Annotated in this window: 27 protein-coding genes and 1 pseudogene; 15 read left to right on the top strand and 13 right to left on the bottom strand. The window is 71.2% G+C overall.

The window, feature by feature from the left end; genetic code table 11:
- The first annotated feature begins 152 nt into the window (after window positions 1–152).
- The gene (locus MTR79_RS22835; protein ID WP_244791883.1) at window positions 153–662 is read left to right on the top strand and encodes a GNAT family N-acetyltransferase; all 510 of its coding nucleotides are present in this window, start codon (window positions 153–155) and stop codon (window positions 660–662) included.
- A gap of 40 nt (window positions 663–702) precedes the next feature.
- Here MTR79_RS22835 and MTR79_RS22830 read toward each other — a convergent pair.
- The 4 genes and pseudogenes from MTR79_RS22830 to MTR79_RS22815 all read right to left on the bottom strand — a co-directional run.
- A pseudogene (locus MTR79_RS22830) lies at window positions 703–816 on the bottom strand (AAA family ATPase); the annotation flags it as partial.
- Window positions 817–933: 117 nt separating this feature from the next.
- A complete protein-coding gene (locus MTR79_RS22825) occupies window positions 934–1,581 on the bottom strand; it encodes a hypothetical protein (RefSeq protein WP_244791882.1) in 648 nt (215 codons plus the stop codon).
- Between the two features lie 14 nt (window positions 1,582–1,595).
- Window positions 1,596–2,603 (bottom strand): hypothetical protein, encoded by a 1,008-nt coding sequence (locus tag MTR79_RS22820; protein ID WP_244791881.1) that lies wholly within the window; start codon window positions 2,601–2,603, stop codon window positions 1,596–1,598.
- A gap of 126 nt (window positions 2,604–2,729) precedes the next feature.
- On the bottom strand, window positions 2,730–3,758 hold the full coding sequence (locus MTR79_RS22815) for a hypothetical protein (protein ID WP_189366457.1): 1,029 nt from the start codon (window positions 3,756–3,758) through the stop codon (window positions 2,730–2,732).
- Window positions 3,759–4,124: 366 nt separating this feature from the next.
- Here MTR79_RS22815 and argC point away from each other — a divergent pair, with 366 nt between their 5' ends.
- The 5 genes from argC to MTR79_RS22790 are packed head-to-tail and all read left to right on the top strand — an operon-like array spanning window position 4,125 to window position 8,976.
- A complete protein-coding gene (argC, locus tag MTR79_RS22810; RefSeq protein WP_189366456.1) occupies window positions 4,125–5,153 on the top strand; it encodes an N-acetyl-gamma-glutamyl-phosphate reductase in 1,029 nt (342 codons plus the stop codon).
- A complete protein-coding gene (gene argJ, locus MTR79_RS22805) occupies window positions 5,150–6,301 on the top strand; it encodes a bifunctional glutamate N-acetyltransferase/amino-acid acetyltransferase ArgJ (protein WP_244791880.1) in 1,152 nt (383 codons plus the stop codon). The genes argC and argJ overlap by 4 nt, the downstream gene beginning before the upstream one ends.
- On the top strand, window positions 6,298–7,200 hold the full coding sequence (gene argB, locus MTR79_RS22800; protein WP_086702104.1) for an acetylglutamate kinase: 903 nt from the start codon (window positions 6,298–6,300) through the stop codon (window positions 7,198–7,200). Before argJ ends, argB begins: the two co-directional genes overlap by 4 nt.
- Entirely contained in the window at window positions 7,197–8,402 is a 1,206-nt protein-coding gene (locus MTR79_RS22795) for an acetylornithine transaminase (protein WP_086702105.1), read from the top strand. The genes argB and MTR79_RS22795 overlap by 4 nt, the downstream gene beginning before the upstream one ends.
- Before the next feature lie 7 nt (window positions 8,403–8,409).
- Window positions 8,410–8,976, top strand: coding sequence for an arginine repressor (locus MTR79_RS22790; RefSeq protein ID WP_048459976.1), 567 nt, complete (start codon window positions 8,410–8,412; stop codon window positions 8,974–8,976).
- A 225-nt stretch (window positions 8,977–9,201) separates the two neighbouring features.
- Here the strand turns inward: MTR79_RS22790 and MTR79_RS22785 are convergent, their stop codons facing one another.
- The 6 genes from MTR79_RS22785 to MTR79_RS22760 form a co-directional block, all read right to left on the bottom strand.
- Window positions 9,202–9,939 carry an FAD:protein FMN transferase gene (locus MTR79_RS22785; protein ID WP_244793277.1) on the bottom strand — a complete coding sequence of 246 codons (738 nt, stop codon included), beginning with the start codon at window positions 9,937–9,939 and terminating at the stop codon, window positions 9,202–9,204.
- A 55-nt stretch (window positions 9,940–9,994) separates the two neighbouring features.
- Entirely contained in the window at window positions 9,995–10,747 is a 753-nt protein-coding gene (locus tag MTR79_RS22780) for an FMN-binding protein (protein ID WP_244791879.1), read from the bottom strand.
- 53 nt (window positions 10,748–10,800) lie between these two features.
- A complete protein-coding gene (locus MTR79_RS22775) occupies window positions 10,801–12,183 on the bottom strand; it encodes a ferredoxin reductase family protein (RefSeq protein WP_244791878.1) in 1,383 nt (460 codons plus the stop codon).
- Window positions 12,184–12,271: 88 nt separating this feature from the next.
- A complete protein-coding gene (locus MTR79_RS22770) occupies window positions 12,272–12,976 on the bottom strand; it encodes a L,D-transpeptidase family protein (protein WP_048459973.1) in 705 nt (234 codons plus the stop codon).
- 3 nt (window positions 12,977–12,979) lie between these two features.
- Window positions 12,980–13,567: a pyridoxamine 5'-phosphate oxidase family protein gene (locus MTR79_RS22765; RefSeq protein ID WP_244791877.1), complete on the bottom strand. Its 588-nt coding sequence runs from the start codon at window positions 13,565–13,567 to the stop codon at window positions 12,980–12,982.
- 122 nt (window positions 13,568–13,689) lie between these two features.
- On the bottom strand, window positions 13,690–14,136 hold the full coding sequence (locus MTR79_RS22760) for a hypothetical protein (RefSeq protein ID WP_109288641.1): 447 nt from the start codon (window positions 14,134–14,136) through the stop codon (window positions 13,690–13,692).
- Window positions 14,137–14,352: 216 nt separating this feature from the next.
- Here MTR79_RS22760 and MTR79_RS22755 point away from each other — a divergent pair, with 216 nt between their 5' ends.
- The 5 genes from MTR79_RS22755 to MTR79_RS22735 all read left to right on the top strand — a co-directional run bounded on the left by MTR79_RS22755 (window position 14,353) and on the right by MTR79_RS22735 (window position 20,608).
- Window positions 14,353–15,546 (top strand): argininosuccinate synthase, encoded by a 1,194-nt coding sequence (locus tag MTR79_RS22755; protein WP_181383152.1) that lies wholly within the window; start codon window positions 14,353–14,355, stop codon window positions 15,544–15,546.
- 103 nt (window positions 15,547–15,649) lie between these two features.
- Window positions 15,650–17,080, top strand: coding sequence for an argininosuccinate lyase (argH, locus tag MTR79_RS22750; RefSeq protein WP_244791876.1), 1,431 nt, complete (start codon window positions 15,650–15,652; stop codon window positions 17,078–17,080).
- 379 nt (window positions 17,081–17,459) lie between these two features.
- The gene (locus MTR79_RS22745; protein WP_216718107.1) at window positions 17,460–18,437 is read left to right on the top strand and encodes an aldo/keto reductase; all 978 of its coding nucleotides are present in this window, start codon (window positions 17,460–17,462) and stop codon (window positions 18,435–18,437) included.
- A gap of 81 nt (window positions 18,438–18,518) precedes the next feature.
- Window positions 18,519–19,088, top strand: coding sequence for a TetR/AcrR family transcriptional regulator (locus MTR79_RS22740; protein WP_231628130.1), 570 nt, complete (start codon window positions 18,519–18,521; stop codon window positions 19,086–19,088).
- Window positions 19,085–20,608, top strand: coding sequence for an MFS transporter (locus tag MTR79_RS22735; protein ID WP_086704107.1), 1,524 nt, complete (start codon window positions 19,085–19,087; stop codon window positions 20,606–20,608). The genes MTR79_RS22740 and MTR79_RS22735 overlap by 4 nt, the downstream gene beginning before the upstream one ends.
- Window positions 20,609–20,874: 266 nt before the next feature.
- On the opposite strand, the gene MTR79_RS22730 is transcribed toward MTR79_RS22735, so the two are convergent.
- Entirely contained in the window at window positions 20,875–21,549 is a 675-nt protein-coding gene (locus MTR79_RS22730; RefSeq protein ID WP_048458238.1) for a lysophospholipid acyltransferase family protein, read from the bottom strand.
- A 412-nt stretch (window positions 21,550–21,961) separates the two neighbouring features.
- Between MTR79_RS22730 and MTR79_RS22725 the strand changes: the two genes are divergently transcribed.
- The 3 genes from MTR79_RS22725 to MTR79_RS22715 all read left to right on the top strand — a co-directional run bounded on the left by MTR79_RS22725 (window position 21,962) and on the right by MTR79_RS22715 (window position 24,282).
- Window positions 21,962–23,140 (top strand): glycerophosphodiester phosphodiesterase, encoded by a 1,179-nt coding sequence (locus tag MTR79_RS22725; RefSeq protein WP_244791875.1) that lies wholly within the window; start codon window positions 21,962–21,964, stop codon window positions 23,138–23,140.
- Window positions 23,141–23,214: 74 nt separating this feature from the next.
- Window positions 23,215–23,727, top strand: a complete 513-nt coding sequence (locus MTR79_RS22720; protein WP_244791874.1) for a sigma-70 family RNA polymerase sigma factor — start codon at window positions 23,215–23,217, stop codon at window positions 23,725–23,727.
- Between the two features lie 57 nt (window positions 23,728–23,784).
- Entirely contained in the window at window positions 23,785–24,282 is a 498-nt protein-coding gene (locus tag MTR79_RS22715; protein ID WP_086704112.1) for a GNAT family N-acetyltransferase, read from the top strand.
- 48 nt (window positions 24,283–24,330) lie between these two features.
- On the opposite strand, the gene MTR79_RS22710 is transcribed toward MTR79_RS22715, so the two are convergent.
- The gene (locus MTR79_RS22710; RefSeq protein WP_048458234.1) at window positions 24,331–24,759 is read right to left on the bottom strand and encodes a hypothetical protein; all 429 of its coding nucleotides are present in this window, start codon (window positions 24,757–24,759) and stop codon (window positions 24,331–24,333) included.
- A gap of 1 nt (window position 24,760) precedes the next feature.
- Entirely contained in the window at window positions 24,761–25,120 is a 360-nt protein-coding gene (locus tag MTR79_RS22705; protein ID WP_048458233.1) for a hypothetical protein, read from the bottom strand.
- Window positions 25,121–25,214: 94 nt separating this feature from the next.
- Between MTR79_RS22705 and MTR79_RS22700 the strand changes: the two genes are divergently transcribed.
- Complete coding sequence (locus MTR79_RS22700; protein WP_189365475.1) at window positions 25,215–25,865, top strand: HAD family hydrolase; 651 nt, start codon at window positions 25,215–25,217, stop codon at window positions 25,863–25,865.
- Window positions 25,866–26,225: the final 360 nt, after the last annotated feature.

The raw sequence follows: 26,225 nt of genomic DNA, 5'->3' as shown, positions 1-26,225 counted from the left end.
TGCCGAGAGTAGGTGAGTCTGGACGGGGGTGATCCCGAGGAGTCGCGCGGCCTTGTCATAGGTTCCGCCCATGGTCGCTGAACCCGTGACTCGGACCTGGTGATCGCCCTCTCGGACCGTGGGACCATCCCGGACGGGACCAAGGAGGAGTAGTGCAGCTGCGGAACGTCTCACTGGACGACGTCGATGCCTATATTCGGATGCGGTGCGACCCCGTGATGATGGCTGACCTGGGCGGGCCCCTTCCGCGTGAGGGGATGGCGGACAAGGTCCGCCGGGATGCCCGGCAGGCAGCAGACGACCTCGCATGGTTCAAGATGATCATTCCCGACGGGGCCACCCCAGAAGTCGTGGCCGGGACAGTGACTATCTGGTCCCACGACACCAGCGACGGACCGATGTCCGAGATCGGTTGGATGGTTTTGCCCGAATTTCAAGGACAGGGCTTCGGTAAACGCGCCGTCCGCGCCCTTCTGGAACAGGCCAGGGACCAGAACCGCTGGGGCCTGGTGCATGCCTTTCCGGCAACAGACAACGCGGCGTCGAACGGCATTTGCCGTTCCGTCGGGTTCCGCTTCCTCTCACAAGCCGAGGTGACCTTCGCAGGGCGAGTCCTCAAGACCAACCACTGGGCCGTAGACCCAGGGAAGGACTTGCGCTGAAGCCAGCACTCACCAGGTCTGTTCGATGCTCGGCCGAAGTTCAGCCCACTGGGCTTTGCTCGGCCAGGGCTTTGGTGTGAGCGAGGCGGTAGGACTCGGTGCCGGTCTGGATGATCGCGCCGTTGAAGGTGAGGCGATCGACGATGGCAGCGCAGCATGACGACAAGGCCCGATCTTCGGAACTGACCACAACTGTGACGTAGTGCTGCGATTTGGCCCCTGTGGTAACCCGAACGCTCAGCGGCGGGATCGAGGGCTCGGCCTCCGGGAGTCAGGTGCCGGCCAGGCCCCATGCATCGAGCCCGCCGTAGATATGGGCCCTCAGGCAGTGGGGGGCGCTGAATCCTGAGGCTTCGCCGCGGTAGATGGCGATGAGCGAGTCCTTGCCCCGCCACCAGGTGTCAGCGAGTCCCTGGACTTCGGGTACCGGCTCGAATCCGTCGAGGTTCAGGTCCTCGACGGCGCTGCCTTTGATCTTCGTGATGCTCTTGGCCCAGTAGCCCGCGTGGCTGGCAAGTGCCAGGGCTTCCACCCATCCCTCTGTGCTGGCGTGCAGTGGCGTCCAGTGGTCAGCGTCGATCCCGAACTCACCTCCTGGCCCGATCATGAACCCGTGGGCCATGGAGACGCGACAGCCACCGGCCGGGAACCGCCATCCGTTCGCGGCCGAGCCCTCCGGGGCATCGGCTTCCAGAACGCGCGGGCCGCCTTCGTATTCAGGGGCCGGGGGCAGGGCGAGACCGCCCCAGCGCTCCTGGAAGGCGATAGCCCGGTCGATCTCGGCATCCGGAATCCCTTGCCTGAGCCATGCCTCCCGGAAAAGCTTGAGGTCGCGGCTTGGAACACGCAGCCCGTGAACCTCGACGAAGTAACGAGCTCGCCGGCTCAAGCCTTCAGGCGCCTGAGGATTCAGCGGCACTCGGGGGTCTGTCGTCACAGTTGTTGCCTCTCGTACGGAGAGGTTGGTGCGGCCGGATGCGGCGGTGCCGACGGCTGCGGAGAGCTGGACCAACGGACGGGGTCGCCGCCGGGGCCGCCGGTGAGCCAGGAACCGTCGCCCAGGGGCACCAGCTCGTACGGGTTGCTCGCCTCAACGGTGAACTCGCCGCTAAGGGTGCCCGTGCGTACGTCGACCAGGTGGTGACGGAACCACTCCACCTCGTCCTCATTCTCACCGCCCACGGTGACGATGGCCGTGTGCTCGGTCAGGTAGCCGCCGCTCCATTCCACGAAGGACTCCTCCGGGTCGTACCCAAAGGCTTCGACGGGGAGGATGAAGAGCACGTCCCCGTTGGGGTGGCGGTGGAAGGCGACGTCCGCCTGCCCGTGGTCCACAGTCATGAACTGGTGCCCGGACGGAGCCAGGTCGATCAGGCAGCGGTCCTGCCACGGGTACGTCACGAACTCCGGCTCGCCGTCCGCCCCGACCGTGCCCAGGAGAATGACGGATCCGTCCTGGCCCTCACCGATGTCGAGGTAGATGCTGCCGTCCACGGGATGCACGTGGTGGAAGGCGCCGTGCCCGACCGTCTCCAACTCCCGGCGGGCCACAACCACCCCACTGTCGGCGTCGTGTACGACCCACTGGTCCCCGTCTCCGCGGCCCGCCATCGCGTCCGGCCGGTAGACCCACACCGTCCGGCCGTCCAGAGACAGCGCACAGCCAGGCCGGTGGCCATGGCGTACGTCAGAGCGCGGTTCGAAGTCCGAGGCCCACACGAGGTTGCCGGCGCGCGTAAGGCAGACGACTCCGTTCAGCGTCGTATACACGACCCGCTCCAAATCCTGCCGGACCACCGACGCTACGACCTCTTCGCCATCCCGGGGCTGGAAAACCGCTGCGGGCTCCAGCCTCCCGTAGGCACCGGCGCCCACGACGTAGGCGTGGATCCGACCATCGCGGAGACGAGTGATGACCTTCGGTGGCGGCTCAGGAATCATCCGCTGAGGCTAACGCCCAGCAGGAACCTCATTCGCCGGGGCGGTGGGCGCCCGAGTCGGGTAGTCGGGCCGAGCACGGTAGTTGACCCACTGGACAATTCCAATGCACGACCACAGACCGGTTGCTCAGAACAAGGAGTCCCAGAGGACCTCTTCCGGGTCAGGTTCTTCTGGGTGGAGCATGCAGCGTCTGCAGCGCAGGAGTCCTGGTTCGTTAGTGCCTGAGGCGGCGCTCATCCACGGCAGGGCCTCCATGGCGTGTGCGCGCTCGTCGTCGGCGAGGGTGTCGACGGTCCGGCGGAGCTCCTCTGGGGCGGATTGGTCGGTGAGGCAGAGCCAGCCGACCGCCGCCGACAGACGGGCTTCGGGGGCCTCTGCTCGGTCATGCCAACGTTCGCGCAGCCACCTCACAGTCGGCGGGTGCGGGTGGGCCCGGGTGATCTCGGCGGCGGCCAGGAGCAGGGCGGCGCGGACCATGGCGTCGCCTTCGGTGGCGAATCCGTTGGCCAAGGCAGTCCGGATGGTGTGGGCGGGGTCGGCGGCGGTCGCCAGGACGTAGGCGGCGTCGACGCGGATGGTGGGGTCGGAGTCTCCAAGAAGGGGCAGGATCGCGGTGGTGGCGGTGGTGATCGCGGCTCGGGCGGCGGCCACCGACCAGCCGGCCGGGTAGCCGGTCACCTCGTAGCCGTAGTCGTCGTGGGTATCGGGGGCGTGGCGCTGGGGATCGTTGCGGTGGAGGAGGAATTCCTCGCGAGAGGCGACGCCGTGGTGCCTGGCACGGGCGGGGCCGGAGAGGACTGCGAGGGCGGCGGTGCGGTGTGGGTGGTGGGCGTTGACGGCGAGGGGAATGAGGTACGGCACGGCAAGGGCAGCGGCGGCCCAGCTGTCGTCGGCGCACAGGCCCCACAGCACACCCGTCGCGTCCACGACCGGTTCGCTGCCAGCGCGCAGGAGGGAAACCGCCTCCCGGACGTCGTACCCATGGGGGAAGTTGCCCCACGGGACGGCATCCAAGTCCAAGGCCTGTCGAGGCTCGGGCAGGATGCTGGCCACCGCCGCCCGCACGTCGAACGGACCCCCCGAGAACGAGGCCAGGTCCGACCCGTCCGTCACTTTCCGACACATCTCGAACGTCGGATCGGTCCGCCAGTCCACGTCACACCCCAACCGTCGAATCCCCGGAACTGGATCGTGGCTGGCCCGGCGGTCCACCGGAAGCCTCTGGGCGGTGATCCAGCGGCTCGTACGGGGCCACCCATCATGCACAGGGGCCAACCGGAATGCTCAAGGGCCACCTACTGAGCTCAGTCGCAGGTAGGCACAGGCTGGCGGCAACGCTCAAGGGCCAACGAGAGCGCCAGGTCTCAACAACGCAGCGTTACCGAAGCAAGATCCGCCAACTACTGTGCTCGTCCGCCAAGTAAATATCTCGGCGCAGTCATGAGAAGGTGCACGGATGCATGGCGTTGCATAAACGTGCAGAGAAACGTATAGTCATGCCATCCAGGAGGAGGGTTTTCCATGGCGGTACGTGCGGCGGTGGCCGGAGCGAGCGGGTATGCGGGCGGTGAGCTGCTGCGGCTGCTCCTGACGCACCCCGGGGTCGAGATCGGCGCCCTGACCGGCAACACCAACGCCGGACAGCGCCTGGGCGCGCTCCAGCCGCACCTGCTGCCGCTGGCCGACCGGGTGCTCGAGCCGACCACCCCCGAAGCGCTCGCCGGGCACGACGTCGTCTTCCTCGCGCTGCCGCACAGCCAGTCCGCCGCAGTCGCCGAGCAGCTCGGCGACGAGGTGCTCGTGATCGACATGGGCGCCGACTTCCGCCTGAGGGACGCCGGCGACTGGGAGGCCTTCTACGGCTCCCCGCACGCCGGCACCTGGCCCTACGGCCTGCCCGAACTGCCGGGTGGCCGCGCCGCGCTGGAGGGGTCCAAGCGTGTCGCGGTGCCCGGTTGCTACCCCACCGCCGTCTCCCTCGCCCTGTTCCCGGCCTACGCCGCAGGACTCGCCGAGGCCGAGGCCGTGGTCGTCGCCGCGTCCGGCACCTCCGGCGCGGGCAAGTCGCCCAAGCCGCACCTGCTGGGCAGCGAGGTCATGGGCTCCATGTCGCCGTACGGCGTGGGCGGCGGGCACCGGCACACCCCCGAGATGATCCAGAACCTCAGCGCGGCGGCCGGCGAGCGCGTCACCGTCTCCTTCACGCCCACCCTGGCGCCGATGCCCCGCGGCATCCTCGCCACCTGCTCCGCGAAGGCGAAGCCCGGCGTCACCGCCGAGTCCGTGCGCGCCGCCTACGAGAAGGCGTACGCCGACGAACCGTTCGTGCGCCTCCTCCCCGAGGGGCAGTGGCCCGCCACCGCCTCCGTGTACGGCTCCAACGCGGTCCAGGTGCAGGTCGCCCACGACACGGCCGCCGGCCGGATCGTCGTGATCAGCGCCATCGACAACCTCACCAAGGGCACCGCGGGCGGTGCCGTCCAGAGCATGAACATCGCCCTGGGTCTCGACGAGACCACCGGGCTGACGACGATCGGAGTTGCGCCGTGAGTGTGACGGCAGCCAAGGGATTCACGGCGGCGGGCATCGCCGCGGGGATCAAGGAGAACGGCAACCCCGACCTGGCCCTCGTGGTCAACAACGGCCCCCGGCGCGCAGCCGCCGGCGTCTTCACCGCCAACCGTGTGAAGGCCGCCCCCGTGCTCTGGTCCGAGCAGGTCCTCAAGAGCGGGCAGCTCGCCGCCGTCGTCCTCAACTCCGGCGGCGCCAACGCCTGCACCGGCCCCAAGGGCTTCCAGGACACCCACGCCACCGCGGAGAAGGCCGCCGAGGTGCTGGGCGTCGGCGCCGGCGAGGTCGCCGTCTGCTCGACGGGTCTCATCGGCGTCCTGCTCCCCATGGACAAGCTGCTCCCCGGCGTCGGGACCGCAGCCGCCCAGCTCTCCGAGCACGGCGGCGAGAAGGCCGCCCTCGCCATCAAGACCACGGACACCGTCCACAAGACGTCTGTGGCGGGCAAGGACGGCTGGACCGTCGGCGGCATGGCCAAGGGCGCGGGCATGCTCGCCCCCGGCCTCGCCACCATGCTCGTCGTCCTCACCACCGACGCCGACCTCGACACCGAGACCCTGGACAAGGCGCTCCGCGCCGCCACCAAGGTCACCTTCGACCGCGTCGACTCCGACGGCTGCATGTCCACCAACGACACGGTGCTGCTGCTCGCCTCCGGCGCCTCCGGCGTCACCCCAACCTACGACGACTTCGCCGAGGCCGTACGGCAGGTGTGCGACGACCTCGGCCAGCAGCTCATCCGCGACGCCGAGGGCGCCAGCAAGGACATCAAGGTCGAGGTCGTGAACGCGGCCACCGAGGACGACGCCGTCGAGGTGGGCCGCTCCATCGCCCGGAACAACCTCCTCAAGTGCGCCATCCACGGCGAGGACCCCAACTGGGGCCGCGTCCTCTCCGCCATCGGCACCACCAAGGCCGCCTTCGAGCCCGACCGGCTCAACGTCGCCATCAACGGCGTCTGGGTGTGCAAGAACGGCGGCGTCGGTGAGGACCGCGACAAGGTCGACATGCGCTACCGCGAGGTGCACATCGTCGCCGACCTGTCCGCCGGCGACGCCACCGCCACCATCTGGACCAACGACCTCACCGCCGACTACGTCCACGAGAACAGCGCCTACTCCTCATGACCGTCACCCGTAAGCACACCGCGCTGCCCAAGGCGCAGATCCTCATCGAGGCGCTGCCCTGGCTGACCCGGCACCACGGCAAGACCGTCGTCATCAAGTTCGGCGGCAACGCCATGGTCGACGAGGACCTGAAGGCCGCCTTCGCCCAGGACGTCGTCTTCCTGCGGCACGCCGGACTGAAGCCCGTCGTCGTGCACGGCGGCGGCCCGCAGATCAGCCGCGCGTTGAAGACCCACGGCATCGTCAGCGAGTTCAAGGCCGGTCTGCGCGTCACCACCGAGGACGCCATGGACGTCGTCCGCATGGTGCTCGCCGGACAGGTCCAGCGCGAGCTGGTCGGCCTGCTCAACCGGCACGGACCGCTCGCCGTCGGCCTCACCGGCGAGGACGCGCACACCCTCACCGCCGTCAAGCACCAGCCCGAGATCGACGGAGAGCTCGTCGACATCGGGCGGGTCGGCGAGATCACCGAGATCGACACGGGCGCCATCGAGGCCCTGCTCGCCGACGGCCGTATCCCGGTCGTCTCGTCGATCGCCCGCTCCCAGGACGACCATCATGTCTACAACGTCAATGCTGATACGGCGGCTGCGGCACTCGCTGCTGCTCTGGGCGCCGAAACCCTCATGGTCCTCACGGACGTCGAGGGCCTCTACGAGGACTGGCCGAACAGCGACGAGGTGATCAGCCGTCTCACCGCGTCCGAGCTCGAGAAGCTGCTGCCGGAGCTGTCCTCCGGCATGGTGCCGAAGATGGAGGGCTGCCTGCACGCCGTGCGGGGCGGCGTGAACACCGCCCGCGTCATCGACGGCCGGGTCCAGCACTCGATCCTGCTGGAGATCTTCACGGACGAGGGCATCGGCACCATGGTCGTGCCCGACGAACAGGGGGAGTCATGAGCAACGCGGAACTGACCGCCCGGTGGCAGGGCGCGCTGATGAACAACTACGGCACGCCCCGCATCCCCCTCGCGCGCGGCGAGGGACAGCGGCTCTGGGACGCCGACGGCAAGGAGTACCTCGACTTCGTCGGCGGCATCGCCACCAACGCCCTCGGCCACGGCCACCCGGCGATCGTCGAGGCCGTCACCCGGCAGATCTCCTCCCTCGGCCACATCTCCAACCTCTTCCTCGCCGAGCCGACCGTCGCCCTCGCCGAGCGGCTGCTCCAGCTCTTCGGCCGGGACGGCAGGGTCTTCTTCTGCAACTCCGGCGCCGAGGCCAACGAGGCCGCCTTCAAGATCGGCCGGCTCACCGGACGCACCCACGTCGTCGCCACCGAGGGCGCCTTCCACGGGCGCACCATGGGGGCCCTCGCCCTCACCGGGCAGTCCGGCAAGCGGGAACCGTTCCTGCCGCTGCCCGGGGACGTCACCCACGTGCCGTTCGGCGATCCGCAGGCGCTGGACGCGGCCGTCACCGAGGACACGGCCCTCGTCGTCCTCGAACCCATCCAGGGCGAACTCGGCGTCGTCGTCCCGCCCACCGGCTACCTCAAGGCCGCCCGTGCCATCACGGCCGCCAAGGGAGCGCTGCTCGTGCTGGACGAGGTGCAGACCGGCGTCGGCCGGACCGGCGACTGGTTCGCCTACCAGGCACACGAGGGCGTCCTGCCGGACGTCGTCACCCTCGCCAAGCAGCTCGGCGGCGGACTGCCGCTCGGCGCCACCGTCGCCTTCGGCCGCGCGGCCCAGCTGCTCCAGCCCGGCCACCACGGCACGACCTTCGGCGGCAACCCGGTCGCCTGCGCCGCCGGACTCGCGGTGCTCGACACCATCGCCGGCGAGGGACTGCTGGAGAACGCCAAGCGGCAGGGCGAGAAGCTGCGCGAGGGGATCGAGGGCCTCGGGCACGCCTTGATCGACCACGTCCGGGGAGCGGGCCTGCTCCTGGGTATCGTGCTCACCGAGCCGCTCGCGCCCCAGGCGCAACAGACGGCTCAGGACGCCGGGTTCCTCGTGAACGCCGCCGCCCCCGACGTCGTACGGCTCATGCCGCCGCTGAACCTCGGGGACGACGCGGTGGCCGCGCTCCTCGGGGCGCTGCCCGGCATCCTGGACGCCGCCGGACGCGCGGGTGGGGAAGGACGATCCGGAGAATGAGACGACGATGAACCAGGAGCAGGACCAGGGGCGTACGGCGGATCTGGCCGGCCAGGGCGGGCAGGCCGGTCCCGCCGTGCCGCAGACCCGTACCGCGCGGCACCGCCGGATCGTGGACATCCTCAACCGGCAGCCGGTGCGGTCGCAGAGCCAGCTCGCGAAGCTGCTCGCCGACGACGGGCTGAGCGTCACCCAGGCGACGCTCTCCCGCGACCTCGACGAGCTGAACGCGGTGAAGATCCGCAACAACGACGGGGATCTGATCTACGCGGTGCCGAGCGAGGGCGGGTTCCGTACGCCGCGGGCGCCGCTGGGGGAGTCGGCGAAGGAGGAGCGGATGCGGCGGCTGTCGGCGGAGCTGTTGATCTCCGCGGAGGCCTCCGCGAATCTCGTTGTGCTCCGGACGCCTCCGGGGGCGGCGCAGTTCCTGGCGTCCGCCATTGATCAGGCCGAGTTGCACGACATTCTCGGCACCATCGCCGGGGATGACACGTTGTTGCTGATCAGCCGGGAGCCCACGGGCGGGCAGGCGCTGGCTGATCACCTGCTGCGGCTGGCTCAGAACGGGCATTGAGGGGGCTCGTTCGGTTCGTCGCCGGGGGCCCCGCCGTGGGGGCTGGTCGCGTGGTTTCCCGCGCCCCTGAGGGGGTGTTCCTCGGCCGAGCTGATCCGCGAGGTCCGCCGTTGGCCGGCATCGCGGGTGCGGGGCCGCGGGGGCTGGGCGCGCAGTTCCCCGCGCCCCTGCGGGCGTCGCGGTGGCCGTGTCTCCGGAGCGGCCGCGCCCCTGACGGTGTTGCCCTCAACCCAGCCACGTGGCGAGGTTCGCCGTGCAGCGGACCTCGTCTCCTGCTGTGATCAGGAGGGCCTCCGTGTCGGGAAGGGCCTCCAGCCAGCTCAGGCCCTCCCGGGAGCCCATCGCGAAGGCTGCCGTGGCCCAGCAGTCCGCCCAGGTCAGGCGAGGGGCGACCACCGTCACCGCGACCAGGTCGGTCACCGCCGAGCGGCCCGTGCGCGGGTCGACGATGTGGTCGCCGCGCTCCGCAGTGCCGGACGTGGCCACCGCCAGCTCTCCCGCCCCGGCGGCGGAGACCACCGCGGCGAGACCGCCGGGGCGCAGTGGGTCCGACACGCCGACCCGCCAGGGGCGCCCCGTGCCCGGTGAGCCGAGCAGTTGGACGTCGCCGCCCCCGTTGACGCTCACACCGGACGCCCCGGCCGCGAGAAGCCGGCGGGCCGCGCGCTCGGTGGCCCAGCCCTTGACGATGCCGGTCGGGTCGAGCCGGCCCCGGTAGCGCGTGCTGAACCAGCCGTCGCTGACCCGCTCGGCCTCCGCGGCCAGCTCCAGCACCTCGGCGACCTCGGGGTCGCACTGCCCGACGTCCAGCTCGCCGCGCGCGAGACGGGAGATCTGGGTGTCCTCGCGGTAGGTGCTGAACACCTCGTCGACCCGGCACAGTCCGACGGCGGCCTCCTCCAGCGCCGCGCGCACCGCGCCGGAGTTTCCGCCGCGGACGTCGAGGGAGAAGACGGTCCCCATCGTCTCCACCACACGACGCTCCGCGGCGGGCGCCTCAACGGGTTCCGCCACCGTGTCAGCCACCGGCCTTGTCCAACGCCGACTGGAGGGACTCCTTGTAGCCCGCGCTGGTGTAGGTGGCGCCCGAGACGGCGTCGATGTCCGCCGTGCCGGCCTGCACGGCCGCCTGGTTGAGTTTCGGTACGGCGTTGGAGGTGATCTGGTCGCTCTGGCCGCCCTTGGGCGCCTGGACGGCCTCGGCCTTGGTGATCTTGCCGTCGCTGACGGTGATCCGTACCTGGACCGGACCGTACTGGGTCTGCGCGGCCTCACCGGTGACCGTCTGCGCCTGGGCCGCGTCGCCGCCGCCCGTGTCGGCGGGTGCGGAGGCGCGCGCCTTGTCCAGGGCCGACTGGAGGGACTCCTTGTAGCCCGCGCTGGTGTAGGTGGCGCCGGACACCGCGTCGACGTCCGCGCTCTGCGCCTGCACGGCCGCCTGGTTGAGTCGCGGTACGGCGTTGGAGGTGATCTGGTCGCTCTGGCCGCCCTTGGGCGCCTGGACGGCCTCGGCCTTGGTGATCTTGCCGCCGCTGACGGTCAGCCGTACCTGCACCGCCCCGTACTGGGTCTGCGTCGCGTCCCCGGTGACCGTGCCGTCCCCGATGGGGCGGGCGCCGCCCTGCACGGACTCCGCCGCGGGCGGGGCGCCGCCCGCGGCCTCGGCCGACCCCGGGTCGGACCCGGGTTTCAGCGACAGCAGCAGCACGATCCCGGAGACGGTGGCGGCGGTCGCCAGAACGGCGCGCCGGACGGGGTGACTCTTCCTCATCGCTTCTCAAGCTCCTGATGGGTAACGGGCGACCGGGGCCGACGGCCCGCCGCTCACATCTCGAACGACTCGTGGTGGATACGGCGCGCGGGCACCCCGGCGTCCCGCAGGGCCGCGTACACCTGCTGGGCGAAGCCGGGCGGACCGCACATGAAGACGTCGTGGCGGTCGACGTCGGGGATCTTGCGGCGCAGGCTCTCCGCCGAGATGTCCGGGCGTTCTCCGTCGGGGCTGTTCACCGCGTACATCAGCCGGGCGCCGCGCTCGTCGGCGATCTTCGCCAGCTCGCCCCACAGCGCCAGGTCCTGCGTGCTGTTGGCCCGGTACAGCAGGGTGATGTCGCCGGAGGCGCCGGGCAGCGTCTCGAACAGGGCGCGCATCGGGGTGATACCGACGCCGCCAGCGACCAGCAGCACCTTGCCGCGGCTGCGGCGCTGGGCGGTGAGCGCCCCGTAGGGGCCCTCCGCCCACACCCGGGTGCCGGGCTCCATCTCGCGCAGCCGGGAGCTGTGGTCGCCGATCGCCTTGACGGTGATCCGCAGCATGTCCGGGCGGGGCGCCGCGGACAGCGAGTACGGGTGGGAGCTGAACCGCATCCCGGGCGCCAGGAAGCGCCAGCGGAAGAACTGCCCGGCCTCGGCGCCCATCCGGTGCAGCCGGTGCCCGCTGATCAGCACCGACACGACGCCGGGCGTCTCCTCGATGACGGCCTGGACTCGCATCCGGTGCCGCAGGTTGAGCCGGATCGGGGTGAGGATCCGGTACCACAGGACCAGCGCGGTCACGGCCCCGTAGAGGCCGTACCAGAAGGTCTTCGCGGACGGGGTGACGGCGAACTCGTTGCCGGTGGTGATCTGGTGCCAGAACGTCAGGAACACCGCCGCGTACGTCAGCAGGTGCACGTGGTACCAGCCGTCGTACGGCAGCCGGCGCCGGACCGGGCCGACCGACAGGAGCGCGATCACGAAGAGCAGACCGGTGCCGACGGCGGCCTTGCCCATGTCGGGCAGCGTGTTGATGGAGGTGATCGTCTGCGACACGATGTCGGCGAGGGTCCTGCCGGCCTGCCGGGCGTAGCCCCACATGATCAGGAAGACGTGGGCGATCACGAGGCTGACGGTGTAGCGGCCGCTCATCGCGTGCCAGCGGGCGACCCGGTCCGAGCCCACCCGCCGCTCCAGCGCGGGCACCCGTGCCATCTGCAGCACGACCAGGGCCATCAGGTATCCGGCGAGCAGACCGGTGATCCGGCCCGCGGCGATGATCTTCCCGGTGGTGTCCGCGATGGACGGCGTGCTCGTCCACCAGAGCCACAGCACGGCCGCCGCGCCGGCGCCCACGGCGAGCAGCAGCGGGACGGCGGGGGAGCGGCGCGGACGGATGCGGCGCATCGTCTGGCGGCGGGCGGCACGGCCGCCGGCGAGCGTGGTGGTCACGGTTCCTCCGTGGGACTCGGCCCTTGGCCCACACATACGTGCCGCCACGCCGGAGTGTTCAGCGGAAACCGTGGATTCGCCGCCCGCTTCAGTAGCGGGTGATCGCGGTGCGCCCGCCCGTGGTGCCGATCGCGAGGTGCGGGGCCCGGGCGGGGCTCGCCCAGCGCAGGATCTCGCGCATCGCGCTCTTCGGCACGGACACGCAACCCGCCGTCGCACCGCGGCCGTTGACGTGCAGGAAGATGCCGGCGCCCCGTCCGCGCACCGGACGGCGGTAGTTGAAGTCCACGACCAGGGCGTGCGCGTACTGCGTGCGGTAGGTGATCAGGTGCTCGGCCTGGCTCGCGCGGCAGTCGGCCGCGCGGGGTTCGGTCCAGCGGTTGTAGACGCGGGAGCCGTTGTCCTGGCACCACCAGGAGTTCTGCCGCACGCGGCGGTAGGGGGAGCGGGTGCCGGAGGGGGCCGCCTCGATGCCGAAGGCGTAGGGAAGGCCGTACAGTCCGGTGGGGGTGGTGTTCGTGCCCTGCTTGCGGGTCGTTCCCTCGGTGAGTCCGTTCGCGCCGAAACGGGCCTTGGCGGACCCGGCCGCCACCCAGCGTCCGCCCTTGCGGTCCCACCAGGTGACCGTGCCGGTGGTCGATCCGGTCCGCGCCGCCACCGCCGTGATGAGCTGCGTGCCGCCCCCGGTGTCCGCCATCCGCTCCGGCAGCGGCGACGCGGGGCGCTGCGCGGTGCCGAGCGAGAGCAGGGACAGGGACACGAGGACGGCGACGGAGACACGGCGTGGGCGCATGGCTCACATGCTGGACGGGGGCAGCGGCAACGGCAGCCCGGGAAGTCCGTCCAGGCTCGTCGCGACGTGCTCCTTCTTGGTGAAGTACGCGTCCAGGGAGGCGTCGTCCTCCCTGGCGAACCGCCTCTCGTGCAGGTCACGCTCACCCTCGTACGCCATGTAGGGCACGGCGTAGCCGCAGGTGTCCCGGATCAGCTCGGCACGGACGACCACGACCGCGCGCAGTCCGTGGTTCCACGGGTCGATGCCGGGGAAGTGGGCGAGCAGTTCCGTGAACCGCGGATCGTCGCGGAACACGGGCTCCCCCCGCCCGTGCACGCGCACGATGTTCGGCGGGCCCTGGAAGGCGCACCACATCAAGGTGATGCGGCCGTTCTCGCGGAGATGGGCGACGGTCTCGGCGTTGGAGCCCGCGAAGTCCAGGTAGGCGACGGTGAGGTCGTCCAGGACCGCGAAGGAACCCTTGAGCCCTTTGGGGGAGAGGTTGACCGTGCCGTCGGCGGACAGGGGAGCGGTGGCGGTGAAGAAGACCGGCTGCTCCTCGATGAAGGTGCGGAGCCGCCCGTCGATGCGCTCATGCGTTTTTCCCATGTCCACCGATTATTCGGGCGGATCATTCGCCTGTCTAAGCATTTGACGGCCCCGCCTCCGGGGGAGATGACCGTGGCCGCCCCGGCCGGCGCTTGAACGGGGCGGCCACAGCGCCTGTCACGTCACTTGGTGAGCGTGCAGGCGGCGAGGGAGTCCAGGCCGGCGGGGCGGTCGGCGGTGCGGCCGATGGCGGTGGCGATGCGGTTGACGGTGGCGACCCGCTTGTCCTCGAGGGGGCCGAGGATGGCGTTCTGGACGAAGTTGGGTCCGCCCTGGCCGACGGTGTCGACCAGGCGCTTGTTCGCCTCGGTGATCTGCTGGTCCAGCAGGGCCAGGTTGCGGTCGACCTCGGCCTGGGCGGAGGCGGGGATCGCGGGGAGCTGCGGGGCGACGTCCGGGCAGGAGACCGTGCCGGGCCCGGCCAGGGTCCTGGCGTCCGCGCCGCCGCCCTCGGACGACTCGCCCGCGAGCGCGGTGCCCGCGATCACGGCGCCGGTCAGCGCCACCGCGGCGGCGCCGCCGGCCAGGCCGACTCGGCGCTTGTTGTACTTCGGAAGAGCCCTGGACATGCGAATGCCTCACTCGGGGTCGGGGGTGTCTCGGGTGGAGCGACGCGGCGCCTGCGTCCGGCCAGTCATACGCGCAAGCGGTTTCCCGCGTTCAACTCCCGTGCCGCATCGTTCCGGTGCGGTCCCGGCAGGCATCCCCCGACCAGGGGAATTGACGAATCATGCGGACTCCTGCATACTCATGCATGTCAGCGAATGCACTGTGAGGAGAATCCCGTGACCGAGCGCGTCGTACTCGCCTACTCAGGCGGTCTGGACACCTCCGTCGCCATCGGCTGGATCGCCGAGGAGACGGGCGCCGAGGTCATCGCCGTTGCGGTCGACGTCGGCCAGGGCGGCGAGGACCTGGACGTCATCCGCAAGCGCGCGCTCGCCTGCGGTGCCGTCGAGGCCGAGGTCGCGGACGCCAAGGACGAGTTCGCCGAGGAGTACTGCCTCCCGGCGATCAAGGCCAACGCCCTCTACATGGACCGCTACCCGCTGGTCTCCGCGCTGTCCCGGCCGACGATCGTCAAGCACCTCGTCGCCGCCGCGCAGAAGCACGGCGCCACCACCGTCGCCCACGGCTGCACCGGCAAGGGCAACGACCAGGTCCGCTTCGAGGCCGGCATCGTCGCCCTCGCCCCCGACCTGAAGTGCATCGCCCCGGTCCGCGACTACGCGATGACCCGGGACAAGGCCATCGCCTTCTGCGAGGCCAAGGGCCTGCCGATCGCCACCACCAAGAAGTCCCCGTACTCCATCGACCAGAACGTCTTCGGGCGCGCCGTCGAGACCGGCTTCCTCGAGGACATCTGGAACGCGCCCATCGAGGACGTCTACGAGTACACCCAGAACCCGGCCGTGGCCCGGGAGCCCGACGAGGTCGTCATCACCTTCAAGGAGGGCGTCCCGGTCGCCATCGACGGCAAGCCCGTCACCGTCCTCCAGGCGATCCAGCAGCTCAACGAGCGCGCCGGCGCCCAGGGCATCGGCCGGATCGACATGGTCGAGGACCGTCTCGTCGGCATCAAGTCCCGCGAGGTCTACGAGGCCCCCGGCGCGATCGCCCTGATCACCGCCCACCAGGAGCTGGAGAACGTCACGGTCGAGCGCGAGCTGGCCCGCTACAAGCGGCAGGTCGAGCAGCGCTGGGGCGAGCTGGTCTACGACGGCCAGTGGTTCTCCCCGCTGAAGCGCGCCCTGGACGGCTTCATCGCCGAGGCCAACCAGCACGTCAACGGCGACATCCGGATGACCCTGCACGGCGGCCGCGCCGTCGTCACCGGCCGGCGCTCGGAGTCGTCCCTGTACGACTTCAACCTGGCCACCTACGACACGGGCGACACCTTCGACCAGGCCGCGGCCAAGGGCTTCATCGACATCTACAGCCTGTCGTCGAAGATCGCGGCCAAGCGCGACCTCGCCTGAGCCGAAACACCTGACGACCCCTCACACGCACTAGCCTGACAGCCGCCTCCTCACACGTCCGTGGGGAGGCGGCGGCACATCCGGAACCCTCGAGGAGCACGCAGTGAGCAGCAACAGCGGTGACGTCCGGCTCTGGGGCGGCCGTTTCGCCGACGGTCCCGCCGAGGCCCTGGAGAAGCTGTCCGCGTCCGTCCACTTCGACTGGCGGCTCGCCCCCTACGACATCGCCGGCTCCCGCGCCCACGCGCGCGTGCTCCACCAGGCGGGCCTGCTCACCGAGGACGAGCTGAGCCGCATGCTCGAAGGACTCGACCAGCTCGAGGCCGACGTCGCCTCCGGCGCCTTCACCGGCACCATCGCCGACGAGGACGTCCACACCGCCCTGGAGCGCGGGCTGCTGGAGCGGCTCGGCCCGGACCTCGGCGGCAAGCTCCGCGCCGGACGGTCCCGGAACGACCAGGTCGCGACCCTCTTCCGGATGTACCTGCGCGACCACGCCCGCGTCATCGGCGGTCTGATCGCCGACCTCCAGGACGCGCTGATCGGGCTCGCCGAGGCCCACCCGGACGTCGCGATGCCCGGCCGCACCCACCTCCAGCACGCCCAGCCGGTGCTCTTCGCCCACCACGTCCTCGCCCACGTGCAGGCCCTCTCCCGGGACGCCGAGCGGCTGCGCCAGTGGGACGAGCGGACCGCCGTCTCCCCGTACGGCTCCGGCGCACTCGCGGGCTCCTCCCTCGGCCTGGACCCGGAGGCGGTCGCCAAGGACCTCGGCTTCGAGCACGGCAGCGCCGGCAACTCCATCGACGGCACGGCCTCCCGTGACTTCGTCGCCGAGTTCGCCTTCATCACCGCGATGATCGGCGTGAACGTCTCCCGGATCGCCGAGGAGATCATCATCTGGAACACGAAGGAGTTCTCCTTCGTGACCCTGCACGACGCGTTCTCCACCGGGTCGTCGATCATGCCGCAGAAGAAGAACCCGGACATCGCCGAGCTGGCGCGCGGCAAGTCCGGCCGCCTCATCGGCAACCTCACCGGTCTGATGGCCACCCTCAAGGCCCTCCCGCTCGCGTACAACCGCGACCTCCAGGAGGACAAGGAGCCGGTCTTCGACTCCATCGACCAGCTGGAGATCCTGCTGCCGGCCTTCACCGGGATGACGGCCACGCTCACCGTGCACCGCGAGCGCATGGAGGAACTGGCCCCCGCCGGTTTCTCCCTCGCCACGGACATCGCCGAGTGGCTGGTCCGCCAGGGCGTGCCCTTCCGCGTGGCCCACGAGGTGGCCGGCGAGTGCGTGAAGGTCGCGGAGTCGGAGAGCAAGGAACTGGACGACCTCACGGACGAGCAGTTCGCGAAGATCTCCGCCCACCTCACTCCGGAGGTCCGCACGGTCCTCAACGTCCCCGGAGCCCTGGCCTCCCGCAACGGCAGGGGCGGCACGGCCCCGAGCGCGGTGGCGGTCCAGCTGGCGGAACTGAAGGAGAACGTGTCGCTCCAGCACGGGTGGTCGACTGCCAAGAAGCAGTAACGGAAACGCCCCCGAAGGGGCGCGGGGAACTGCGCGCTCAGCCCCGACGGCGCCGCACGGCACCGCGCCCCGGAGCGACCCACGCTCAGGGGCGCGGGGAACTGCGCGAACAGCCCCCACGAACCCGCACGGCACCGCGCCCCGGAGGACCCACCCACCCTCAGGGGCGCGGGGAACTGCGCGGACAACCCCCACGAACCCGCACGGCACCGAGCCCCGGAGGAACCACCCACCCTCAGGGGCGCGGGGAACTGCGCGAACAACCCCACGCCGCCGCACCCGCCCCCGCCTCGGCACGTCCCGAGCTCATAGTCGAGGCCGCAGCCACAACGCGGGTTACGTTGGCACAGCCGTACCGGAGCCAACCGACGGAGCCGACATGCCCTTCTCCCGCCTGGCCACCGCCACCACCCCCACCGCCCACCTGGGCCTGGGCCTCGCCGCGGTGGGCCGCCCCGGCTACATCACCCTCGACCGAGCCGCCGACCTCGGAGAAGGCGACGACCGCACGGTCGAGAACCTCCGCACCCGCACCCACGAGATCCTCGACGCCGCCTACGCCCAGGGCGTCCGTTACCTCGACGCGGCCCGCTCCTACGGCCGCAGCGAGGAGTTCCTCGCGGACTGGCTGAAGAGCCGCCCCGACGTCACCGACGTGGTCGTCGGCAGCAAGTGGGGCTACACCTACACCGCCGGCTGGACCACCGACGCGGAGCGTCACGAGGTCAAGGACCACTCCCTCGCCGCGTACGAACGCCAGCGCGCCGAGACGGAGGCGATCCTCGGCGACCGCCTGGACCTCTACCAGATCCACTCGGTCACCCCGGACAGCCCGGCCCTGACCGACAAGGACCTGCACGCCCGCCTCGCCGAAGCGGCGGCGCAGGGCGTGACCGTCGGTTTCTCCACCAGCGGCCCCCGCCAGGCGGACGCGATCCGAGCGGCCCTCGCGGTCACCGTCGACGGAGAACCCCTGTTCCGCACCGTGCAGTCCACCTACAACATCCTGGAGACGTCCGCCGGCCCCGCGCTGGCCGAGGCGCACGACGCCGGACTCACGGTGATCGTGAAGGAGGGCATGGCCAACGGCCGCCTGGCCGCACCGCACGCCCCCGAGCCGCTGCGCGCGGTCGCCGAGGAAACGGGCCTGGGCTGCGACGCGGTCGCCCTCGCCGTCATCCTGCGTGAGCCGTGGGCGGGCGTCGTCCTGTCGGGCGCGGCGACGGTCGTCCAGCTGACCTCGAACCTGCACGCGGCGGCCGTCGACCTCACCGACGACCAGCTCGCCCGCCTGGCCCCGCTGACGGAGACACCTGAGGCTTACTGGCAGCACCGAGGCGCGCTGCCCTGGCACTAGCACGCCGACCCGCGCACCCACCCATGAGACGTATACGTCATCAGTGAGACAAGTGTGTCTCATATGCGGTACCGTCGTCTCATGGCTGTCGACCGAGACCACGTGCTGCGCAGCGCCGCGGCTCTGCTGACCCGCAAATCCACCGCGACCATGGACGAGGTCGCCAAGGCCGCCGGGATCAGCCGCGCCACCCTGCACCGGCAGTTCGCCGGCCGGGACGCGCTGGTCCGCGCCCTCGAGGCGCTGGGCATCGCCGAGTGCGAGGCAGCCCTCGCCGCCGCCCGCACCGACGAGGGCCCCGCCACCGACGCCGTACGGCGCCTGGTCGCCGAGATCGAGCCGCACGCGGGCCTGCTCGCCTTCCTCTACTCCGAGAACCAGCTCTTCGAAGGCGAGGAGCAGAACGAGGGCTGGGCGAGGATCGACGAGAGCGTCGCCGCGCTGTTCCGGCGCGGCCAGTCGAGCGGCGAGTTCCGTATCGACCTCACCCCGGCCTGGCTCACCGAGGCCCTTTACGGCCTGCTCGCCTCCGCCGCCTGGGCGGTCGCCGAAGGCAGGGTCGCCCCCAAGGACTTCACCCACATGATCGTCGAGCTGCTGCTCGGCGGCGTACGACGCCCGGAAGAACCGGCGGCAAGGAAGGAATCATGACCAGCGCCATACGGACGGCAGGCCCGACCGAGGAGACGGCGCCCCGCCCCGGCCGCTGGCTCGCCCTGTCGGTCCTCGTGCTCGCCGTCCTGCTGGTGGCCGTCGACGCGACCGTCCTCGGCCTCGCCACCCCGTACATCAGCGAGGACCTCGCGCCCACCGGCTCCCAGCTGCTGTGGATCGGCGACGTGTACTCCTTCGTGCTCGCCGGACTGCTGGTGTCGATGGGCAGCCTCGGCGACCGCATCGGCCGCAAGCGGATCCTGCTGTACGGCGCCGCCGCGTTCGGCCTGATCTCCGTGCTGAACGCCTACGCGCACACGCCCGAAGTGATGATCGCGGCGCGCGCCCTGCTCGGCGTCGCCGGGGCCACGCTGATGCCGGCCACCCTCGCACTGATCCGCAACCTCTTCCACGACCCGCGCGAGCGGAGCCTCGCCATCGGCATCTGGGGCGCGACCGCCTCCGCGGGCACGGCGGTCGGACCGATCCTCGGCGGACTGCTCCTCGAACACTTCTGGTGGGGCTCGGTCTTCCTGATCAACCTGCCGGTCATGGCGGTCCTGGTGGTCGTCGGCATCAAGCTGCTTCCGGAGTCGCGCACCCCGGAGCCGGGCCCGTGGGACCTGCCCAGCGTGGCCCTGTCCCTCGCCGGCATGATCGGCGTGGTCTACGCGGTGAAGGAGACCGCGAGCCACGGTGCCGGCGCGCCCGCCCTCGCGGCGGGTCTGCTGGGCGCGACGGCCCTGTACCTGTTCGTCCGCCGTCAGCTGGCGCTCCCGAAGCCGCTGCTGGACATGCGGCTGTTCCGCAGCCGGGGCTTCAGCGGAGCGGTGCTCGCCGACCTCCTGACCGTGCTCGGCCTGTCGGGCCTGGTCTTCTTCCTCTCGCAGTACCTGCAACTGGTCCAGGGACGGCGTCCGTTCGAGGCGGGCCTCGCGGAACTTCCCGCCGCGATCGGCGCGGTGGTGGCCGGTCTGATCGCGGGCCGGACCGCCCGCCGCTTCTCGGTGCGCTCGGTCGTCGCCGGAGGCCTGGCCGCGATCGGCCTGGCCCTGGCCGCCCTCACCGTCATCGGCCAGTCCACCGGCTATCCCTTGCTGGGCACGGCCCTCCTGATGGTCGGTGCGGGCGCGGGCTTCTCGTTCACGGTGACGGCGGACGTGATCCTCTCGAGCGTCCCGAAGGAACAGGCGGGCGCGGCCTCAGCCGTCTCCGAAACGGCCTACGAACTGGGCGCGGCCCTGGGCATCGCGATCCTGGGCTCGATCGTCACGGGCGTCTACCGCGGCTTCCCCGCCCCGGAGGGCACGCCACCGTCCGCCCGCGAGTCCCTGGGCAGCGCGGTGGAAGCGGCAACGCACATGCCCACCGCCACCGCGGCCTCCATGCTCGACGCGGCCCGAGAGTCCTTCGTCAACGGCCTCACCCTGGCAGCGGGAACAGGAGCAGCGGTCCTCCTCGCGGCCTCGGCGGCAGCATGGTTCATGCTGAAGGACCAACGACTCGACAACGCCTGAAGGGCCGCAGGGAACGGCGCGCTCAGCCCCCACCCACCCGCAGGGAACGCACCACGGTGACGGGAGCGCGCCCAAGGGGGCGCGGGGAACTGCGCGAGAACCCCCACCCACCCGCAGGGAACGCACATCGGTGACGCGAGCGCACCGATGGGGGCGCGGGGAACTGCGCGACAAGCCCCCACTCACCCGCAGGTGTCCCACAACGCCGGCGGGCGCCGGCGGCGCAAGCTCCGCCGGCGCCCGCCAAGAAGATGGCGTCGGCCTGACTAGGCCGCCTCCTTCGCCTTGCTGGCATACATGTCCACGTACTCCTGCCCCGACAACCGCATGACCTCAGTCATCACCGAGTCGGTGACCGCCCGCAGCACGTACCGGTCGCGGTCCATCCCCTCGTAGCGGGAGAACTCCATCGCCTCACCGAACCGGACGGTGACCCGCCCGGGGCGGGGCAGCCCCGCCCCGCCCGGCTGGAGCTTGTCCGTGCCGATCATCGCGAACGGCACCACCGGCGCGCCGGTCATCAGCGTCAGCCGGGCGATGCCGGTGCGGCCGCGGTAGAGGCGGCCGTCGGGGGAGCGGGTGCCCTCCGGGTAGATCCCGAAGACGTTGCCCTCCTCCAGCACCCGTCGCCCGGTCATCAGCGCGGCCACACCGCCCCGCCCGCCGTCGCGGTCGACGGGGATCATGCCGACGCCGGTGAAGAACCACGCCATCAGCCGCCCCTTGAGGCCCTTGCCGGTGACGTACTCGTCCTTGCCGATGAAGAACACCTGCCGGTCGCAGACCAGCGGAAGGATCATCGAGTCGATGAACGTCAGATGGTTGCCGGCCAGGATCACCGGACCGTCGCCCGGGATGTGCTCCGCACCCTCCACCCGTGGGCGGAACATCAGGCGCATGATCGGACCGAGCACTGCCTTGATGAGCGCGAAGCGGGACAACGGGCCCTCCGGTGGGAAGCGGACGTCGACGAATGCCGTACGAGTCTGTGCAGGTGAGGACATTACTCGCGGTCCGGGGAGTCGCGCACATCGGGCTCGGGGCAGTTAACCGAGGTCTTACGGACTCTTGACCCGGGTTCACCTGCGCGGCCGCGCCCGCGGGCGGCGCGCAACACGGCCGTCACGCTGTGACGCAGCTCGCCCGGACCCGTGCCCCGCACGGGTACCCGCACCCGTCGGCACGAACCGGACGTGCCGTCACATCCACACCGGATACGACAGATGTACGTCATCCGTAGGAGCGGCGTACGTCATGCGACACCACCCGAGTGTTCGGCGCGCGGTCTCCCGTACGTCAACCGGGCGCACCTACGATCGGCCCGCACCGCACCAGCCGACACAGGAGGCGTTCATGGCGACACGGGAGTCGAACGAACAGGCGAGCGGGACCGGCCGACGGGCCCTGCTGGGCGCGGCGGTCCTCGGCGCGGGCGGCACCGTCCTCGGGCTCGCCGGCACGGCCCACGCGGCCCGGAACCCCGGACCGGGGCACGGACGCGGCCGGGGCCTGGACAGCCTGCCCGTGCCGACGATCATCGGTCACCGCGGCGCCAGCGGGTACCGGCCCGAGCACACCTTCGGCTCGTACCAGCTCGCCCTCGACATGGGCGCCGACATCGTGGAGGCCGGCGACCTCGTCCCCACCAAGGACGGCCACCTCGTCTGCCGCCACGAACCGGAGATCGGCGGCACCACCGACGTCGCCAGGCACCCCGAGTTCGCCGGCCGCCGCACCACCAAGACGCTGGACGGCACCGAGGTCACCGGCTGGTTCACCGAGGACTTCACGCTCGCCGAGCTCAAGCGGCTGCGCGCCGTGGAGCGCATCCCCGCCAACCGCCCGCACAACACCCTCTACAACGGCCGCTGGGAGATCCCCACCTTCGAGGAGGTGCTGCGCTGGCAGGACGAGCAGACCCGCAGGCGCGGCAAGCAGGTGTGGATCTACCCCGAGCTCAAGCACCCCACCTACTTCCGCAAGCTGGGCCTCGGCCTGGAGGAGCGGGTGGCGAAGATCCTGCGCCGCCACGGCAAGGACCGCAGGAACTCGCCGGTCATCCTCCAGTCGTTCGAGCCGACGGCCGTCCAGCGGATCGGCAAGCTGGTCGGCAACCCGCTCGTCGTCCTGCTCGACGCGGCGGGCACCCGCCCCTGGGACTTCACCGAGGCGGGCGACCCGCGCACCGTCGACGACCTGATCACGCCGAAGGGCCTGAAGGAGATCGCCTCCTACGCGCAGGGCATCGGCCCCACCCTGAACCTGATCATCCCGCGTGACTCCGCGGGCCGGCTCACCGAGCCCACCACCCTGGTCCGGGACGCCCACCGCGCGGGCCTGATCCTGCACCCCTACACGCTGCGCAACGAGAACCCGTTCCTGCCCGCGGAGTTCCGCAAGGGCTCCGACCCCGACGCCTACGGCGACGTCTTCGGCGCCTACCGCGCCTACTTCGCCACCGGCATCGACGGCGTCTTCACCGACCACCCGGACACCGGGCTGCTGGCCCGCGAGGAGTTCGTCAACCGCTGACCCGCCGCGCCCCCAAGGGGTGAGGTACGCGCGCCCCGGGCAACCCCGCCCGGGGCGCGCGGGTCGTTGCGCACGTGAGAACCCACGCGCTTCCCGCCGACGACCTGATCGCCCTGCTCGGTCCCCTCCTCGCCGCGGAGGCCGTCGCCGAGACCTCAGGCAGCGGCGCCGAACCGGGCGACCTGGAACAGGCGGTCTGGCTGCGCCTCCTCGAGCGGCTCCGCCGTGCCGGACCGCCCGCCGACCCGCCGCTCTGGCTGCGCCGCGCGATCCGCGCGGAGGCCCGTCGCATCCGCCGCACGGCCCGCCGCGAGATGGCGCTGACCTGCGAACCCGCCGACGCCGGCCGGCACGACCCGGAGCGGCTCGCGCTCGTCACCGCCCACCGCCGCGCCCTGCGTGACGCGGTGCGCCGGCTCCCCGGCCGCTGCCCCGGTCTGCTCGCCGCGCTGCTGTCCCCGCACGATCCGACATACCGGGAAATCGCAAGGGAGTTGGGTATCTCACAGGGCAGTCTCGGTCCGGAACGCTCCAGATGCCTGGGATGTCTGCGTCGTTTACTCGCGGCGGAGGTTGCGGCGGGCTGAGGACGGGGATAGGAGTGGGGGACAACAGGTGATCAGGTGAGCGGGAGGCGTGCGCACATGGGCATGAGCGTGACCATCTCTGCGGCGGCCGAGCAGGACGCGGAGCAGATCTTCAGGTTGCAGTACCTGTGCTTCCAGAGCGAAGCGGCCCTCTACGGCAACTACCGCATCGATCCCCTGATCCAGACCCTCGACTCGGTCCGCGAGGAGGTCGTCCGGGACTGCGTGTTCGTCGCGCGCCTCGGTGACGAGATCGTTGGCTCGGTGCACGGCAGGATCACCGAGGACGGCGCCGCCGCGATCGGCAAGCTCTGCGTCCACCCCCGCCTCCAGGGCCACGGCATCGGCGCCCGGCTCCTCAAGGCCGCCGAGGCCGCCCTCGCCGGCGAGCGCGGCGCCCGCACGTTCCGGCTGCACGCCGGTCACCGCAGCGAGAGCAACCTCAGCCTCTACAGCAAGGTCGGCTACCAGCGCGTGGGCACGTCCCGCGGCGCCGACGGCGTACCGATGATCGTGCTGGAGAAGAAGGCGGAGACGTACGCGACGACCGCCTGATCGTGACGGCGTGACAAGGAGCGGCCGCCCGGGCGGGCGGCCGGCCCGTCAGGTGGCCGGCTCCTGGGCGCGTGAACGGCGCAGCCAGTACACGGCGGTCAGCGGCAGCAGCACGGGGATGAAGAGGTAGCCCATCCCGTAGTCGGACCACACGGTGGCGTCGGGGAAGGCGGAGGGCTCCACCAGCGTCCAGGTGCCGACGGTCAGCACGCCCACCAGCTCGGCGGCGCAGCACACCAGCGCCGCCCTGCGGGCCTTCTCCCCGCCGCGCACCAGCGTGTACGTGATGAAGCCGTAGACCAGGCCGGCCAGCGCGGACAGCGTGTAGGCGAGCGGCGCCCGGTCGAACTCGGTGGCGATCTGGTAGGCCGAGCGCGACACGGCGCCCACCACCATCACCCCGTACAGCCAGACCAGCAGCAGTCCGGGGCCGCTCGCCAGCCGCGTCCGGTTCGGCCTCTCCTGCGTCGCGGTCACCTCAGCCTCCCCAGATGTCGAACAGCCGCACCTCGAGCACGGCCAGCACCACGCCGCTCGCGGCGACGGTCACCGAACCCCAGCGGGTGCGCTCGCCCAGCGACAGGAAGCCCGCCGCCGGGACGCAGGCGGCCGAGCCCAGCAGATACGCCACGAAGATCGTCGTGCCCTGCCCCGGCTTCTCGCCCCGGGCCAGCTGCACGATCCCGACCACCAGCTGCACCAGCGCCAGCAGTGTGACCACCGCCATGCCGATGAAATGCCAGTCCTTCGTCGGCTGGTCACGGTAGGCGGCCCAGCCGCACCAGGCGGCGAGCAGCAGCGCGGCGACAGCGGTCACCACGGTCAGGACATCCAGCATGGCAGGGAGCCTATTACGCCGGAAAAGCCGCGCTCACCCCGGCCCCGAGGCCGCCGTTCCCGGTCCGGGCCGACGGCCCCGTAGGGTCGATGGCATGACCATTCATGCGCGTGCCCTGCTGTTCGACAACGACGGGACCCTCGTGTCCTCACTGGACTCCGTCAACCGCTGCTGGACCCGGTGGGCGGTGGAGTACGGGCTGACGGCCGAGGACTTCGCGCGGATCGGGCTGCACGGCCGGCCGGCCGCCGAGATAGCCGCCGACCTGCTGCCCGCCCACGTCGTGCCGCAGGCCGTCGCGCGCATCGAGGACCTGGAGGTGGAGGACGTCGCCGACGGCGGGGTCGGCCTGCTGCCCGGGACCAAGGAGTTCCTCGCCGGGCTGCCCGCCGAGCGCTGGGCCGTGGTCACCTCCGCCACCCGGCGGCTCGCCGAGGCCCGGCTGGGCGCCGTCGGCATCCTGCCCAAGACGCTGGTCGCCGCCGACGACATCACCCGCGGCAAGCCCGACCCCGAGCCCTACCTGCTCGCCGCGCGCACGCTCGGCGTCGACCCCGCCGACTGCGTCGTCTTCGAGGACGCCCCCGCCGGACTCCAGGCCGGCCGCGCCGCCGGCATGACGACCGTGGCCTTGGCCACAACCCACCGCGCCGAGGAGCTGACCGCCGACCTGGTCGTGAAGGACCTGTCGGCCCTGTCCGCACTGGTCACGGAAGCCGGGATCGAGATCGCCGCGCGCCCCTGACGTGCGCGCACGGGTGTCCACGGCTGTCCACCATACGGACGGCCGGGTCGGTTCAGAAGTGGACGTCTGCTTTACTGACCGCATGACCACGACGAGCGACCGCACCCCTGCGACCGAGGCGACGATGACGCCCGGTGCTCGTTGTATGTGTCTCCTCCGAATGCGCGCCTTCTAGAGGGCCCCCGCACCGCCTGAGCCTCGCGCCCCGAAGCGAGAGCCGGCTCACGTCCGCTTCCGTGCCCCGCACGCGCGGCCGAGCCACGCCCCGCGCACGTCTCCCGGACCTGCTCATGTCCGGGAGATCCGTGCCGCCCTGCCGCCATTCCCTGCATGCCACGTGCCCGGCGCCCACGACGTGCC

Source organism: Streptomyces sp. BJ20 (assembly GCF_022869105.1).
GTDB classification, from domain to species: domain Bacteria; phylum Actinomycetota; class Actinomycetes; order Streptomycetales; family Streptomycetaceae; genus Streptomyces; species Streptomyces griseoincarnatus.
The sequence above is the reverse complement of the archived record's forward strand: the minus strand, read 5'-3'. Positions and strand labels throughout refer to the sequence as shown.

What these genes read in the sequence shown, in the direction of transcription:
- MTR79_RS22780 (WP_244791879.1), bottom strand. Translation starts at nt 10,747, where the DNA reads ATGAGGAAGAGTCACCCCGTCCGGCGCGCCGTTCTGGCGACCGCCGCC.
- MTR79_RS22745 (WP_216718107.1), top strand. Translation starts at nt 17,460, where the DNA reads ATGCCCTTCTCCCGCCTGGCCACCGCCACCACCCCCACCGCCCACCTG.
- MTR79_RS22740 (WP_231628130.1), top strand. Translation starts at nt 18,519, where the DNA reads ATGGCTGTCGACCGAGACCACGTGCTGCGCAGCGCCGCGGCTCTGCTG.
- MTR79_RS22770 (WP_048459973.1), bottom strand. Translation starts at nt 12,976, where the DNA reads ATGCGCCCACGCCGTGTCTCCGTCGCCGTCCTCGTGTCCCTGTCCCTG.
- MTR79_RS22725 (WP_244791875.1), top strand. Translation starts at nt 21,962, where the DNA reads ATGGCGACACGGGAGTCGAACGAACAGGCGAGCGGGACCGGCCGACGG.
- MTR79_RS22795 (WP_086702105.1), top strand. Translation starts at nt 7,197, where the DNA reads ATGAGCAACGCGGAACTGACCGCCCGGTGGCAGGGCGCGCTGATGAAC.
- argB (WP_086702104.1), top strand. Translation starts at nt 6,298, where the DNA reads ATGACCGTCACCCGTAAGCACACCGCGCTGCCCAAGGCGCAGATCCTC.
- MTR79_RS22715 (WP_086704112.1), top strand. Translation starts at nt 23,785, where the DNA reads ATGGGCATGAGCGTGACCATCTCTGCGGCGGCCGAGCAGGACGCGGAG.
- MTR79_RS22735 (WP_086704107.1), top strand. Translation starts at nt 19,085, where the DNA reads ATGACCAGCGCCATACGGACGGCAGGCCCGACCGAGGAGACGGCGCCC.
- MTR79_RS22700 (WP_189365475.1), top strand. Translation starts at nt 25,215, where the DNA reads ATGACCATTCATGCGCGTGCCCTGCTGTTCGACAACGACGGGACCCTC.
- argC (WP_189366456.1), top strand. Translation starts at nt 4,125, where the DNA reads ATGGCGGTACGTGCGGCGGTGGCCGGAGCGAGCGGGTATGCGGGCGGT.
- MTR79_RS22705 (WP_048458233.1), bottom strand. Translation starts at nt 25,120, where the DNA reads ATGCTGGATGTCCTGACCGTGGTGACCGCTGTCGCCGCGCTGCTGCTC.
- MTR79_RS22785 (WP_244793277.1), bottom strand. Translation starts at nt 9,939, where the DNA reads ATGGGGACCGTCTTCTCCCTCGACGTCCGCGGCGGAAACTCCGGCGCG.
- MTR79_RS22765 (WP_244791877.1), bottom strand. Translation starts at nt 13,567, where the DNA reads ATGGGAAAAACGCATGAGCGCATCGACGGGCGGCTCCGCACCTTCATC.
- MTR79_RS22820 (WP_244791881.1), bottom strand. Translation starts at nt 2,603, where the DNA reads ATGATTCCTGAGCCGCCACCGAAGGTCATCACTCGTCTCCGCGATGGT.
- MTR79_RS22760 (WP_109288641.1), bottom strand. Translation starts at nt 14,136, where the DNA reads ATGTCCAGGGCTCTTCCGAAGTACAACAAGCGCCGAGTCGGCCTGGCC.
- MTR79_RS22790 (WP_048459976.1), top strand. Translation starts at nt 8,410, where the DNA reads ATGAACCAGGAGCAGGACCAGGGGCGTACGGCGGATCTGGCCGGCCAG.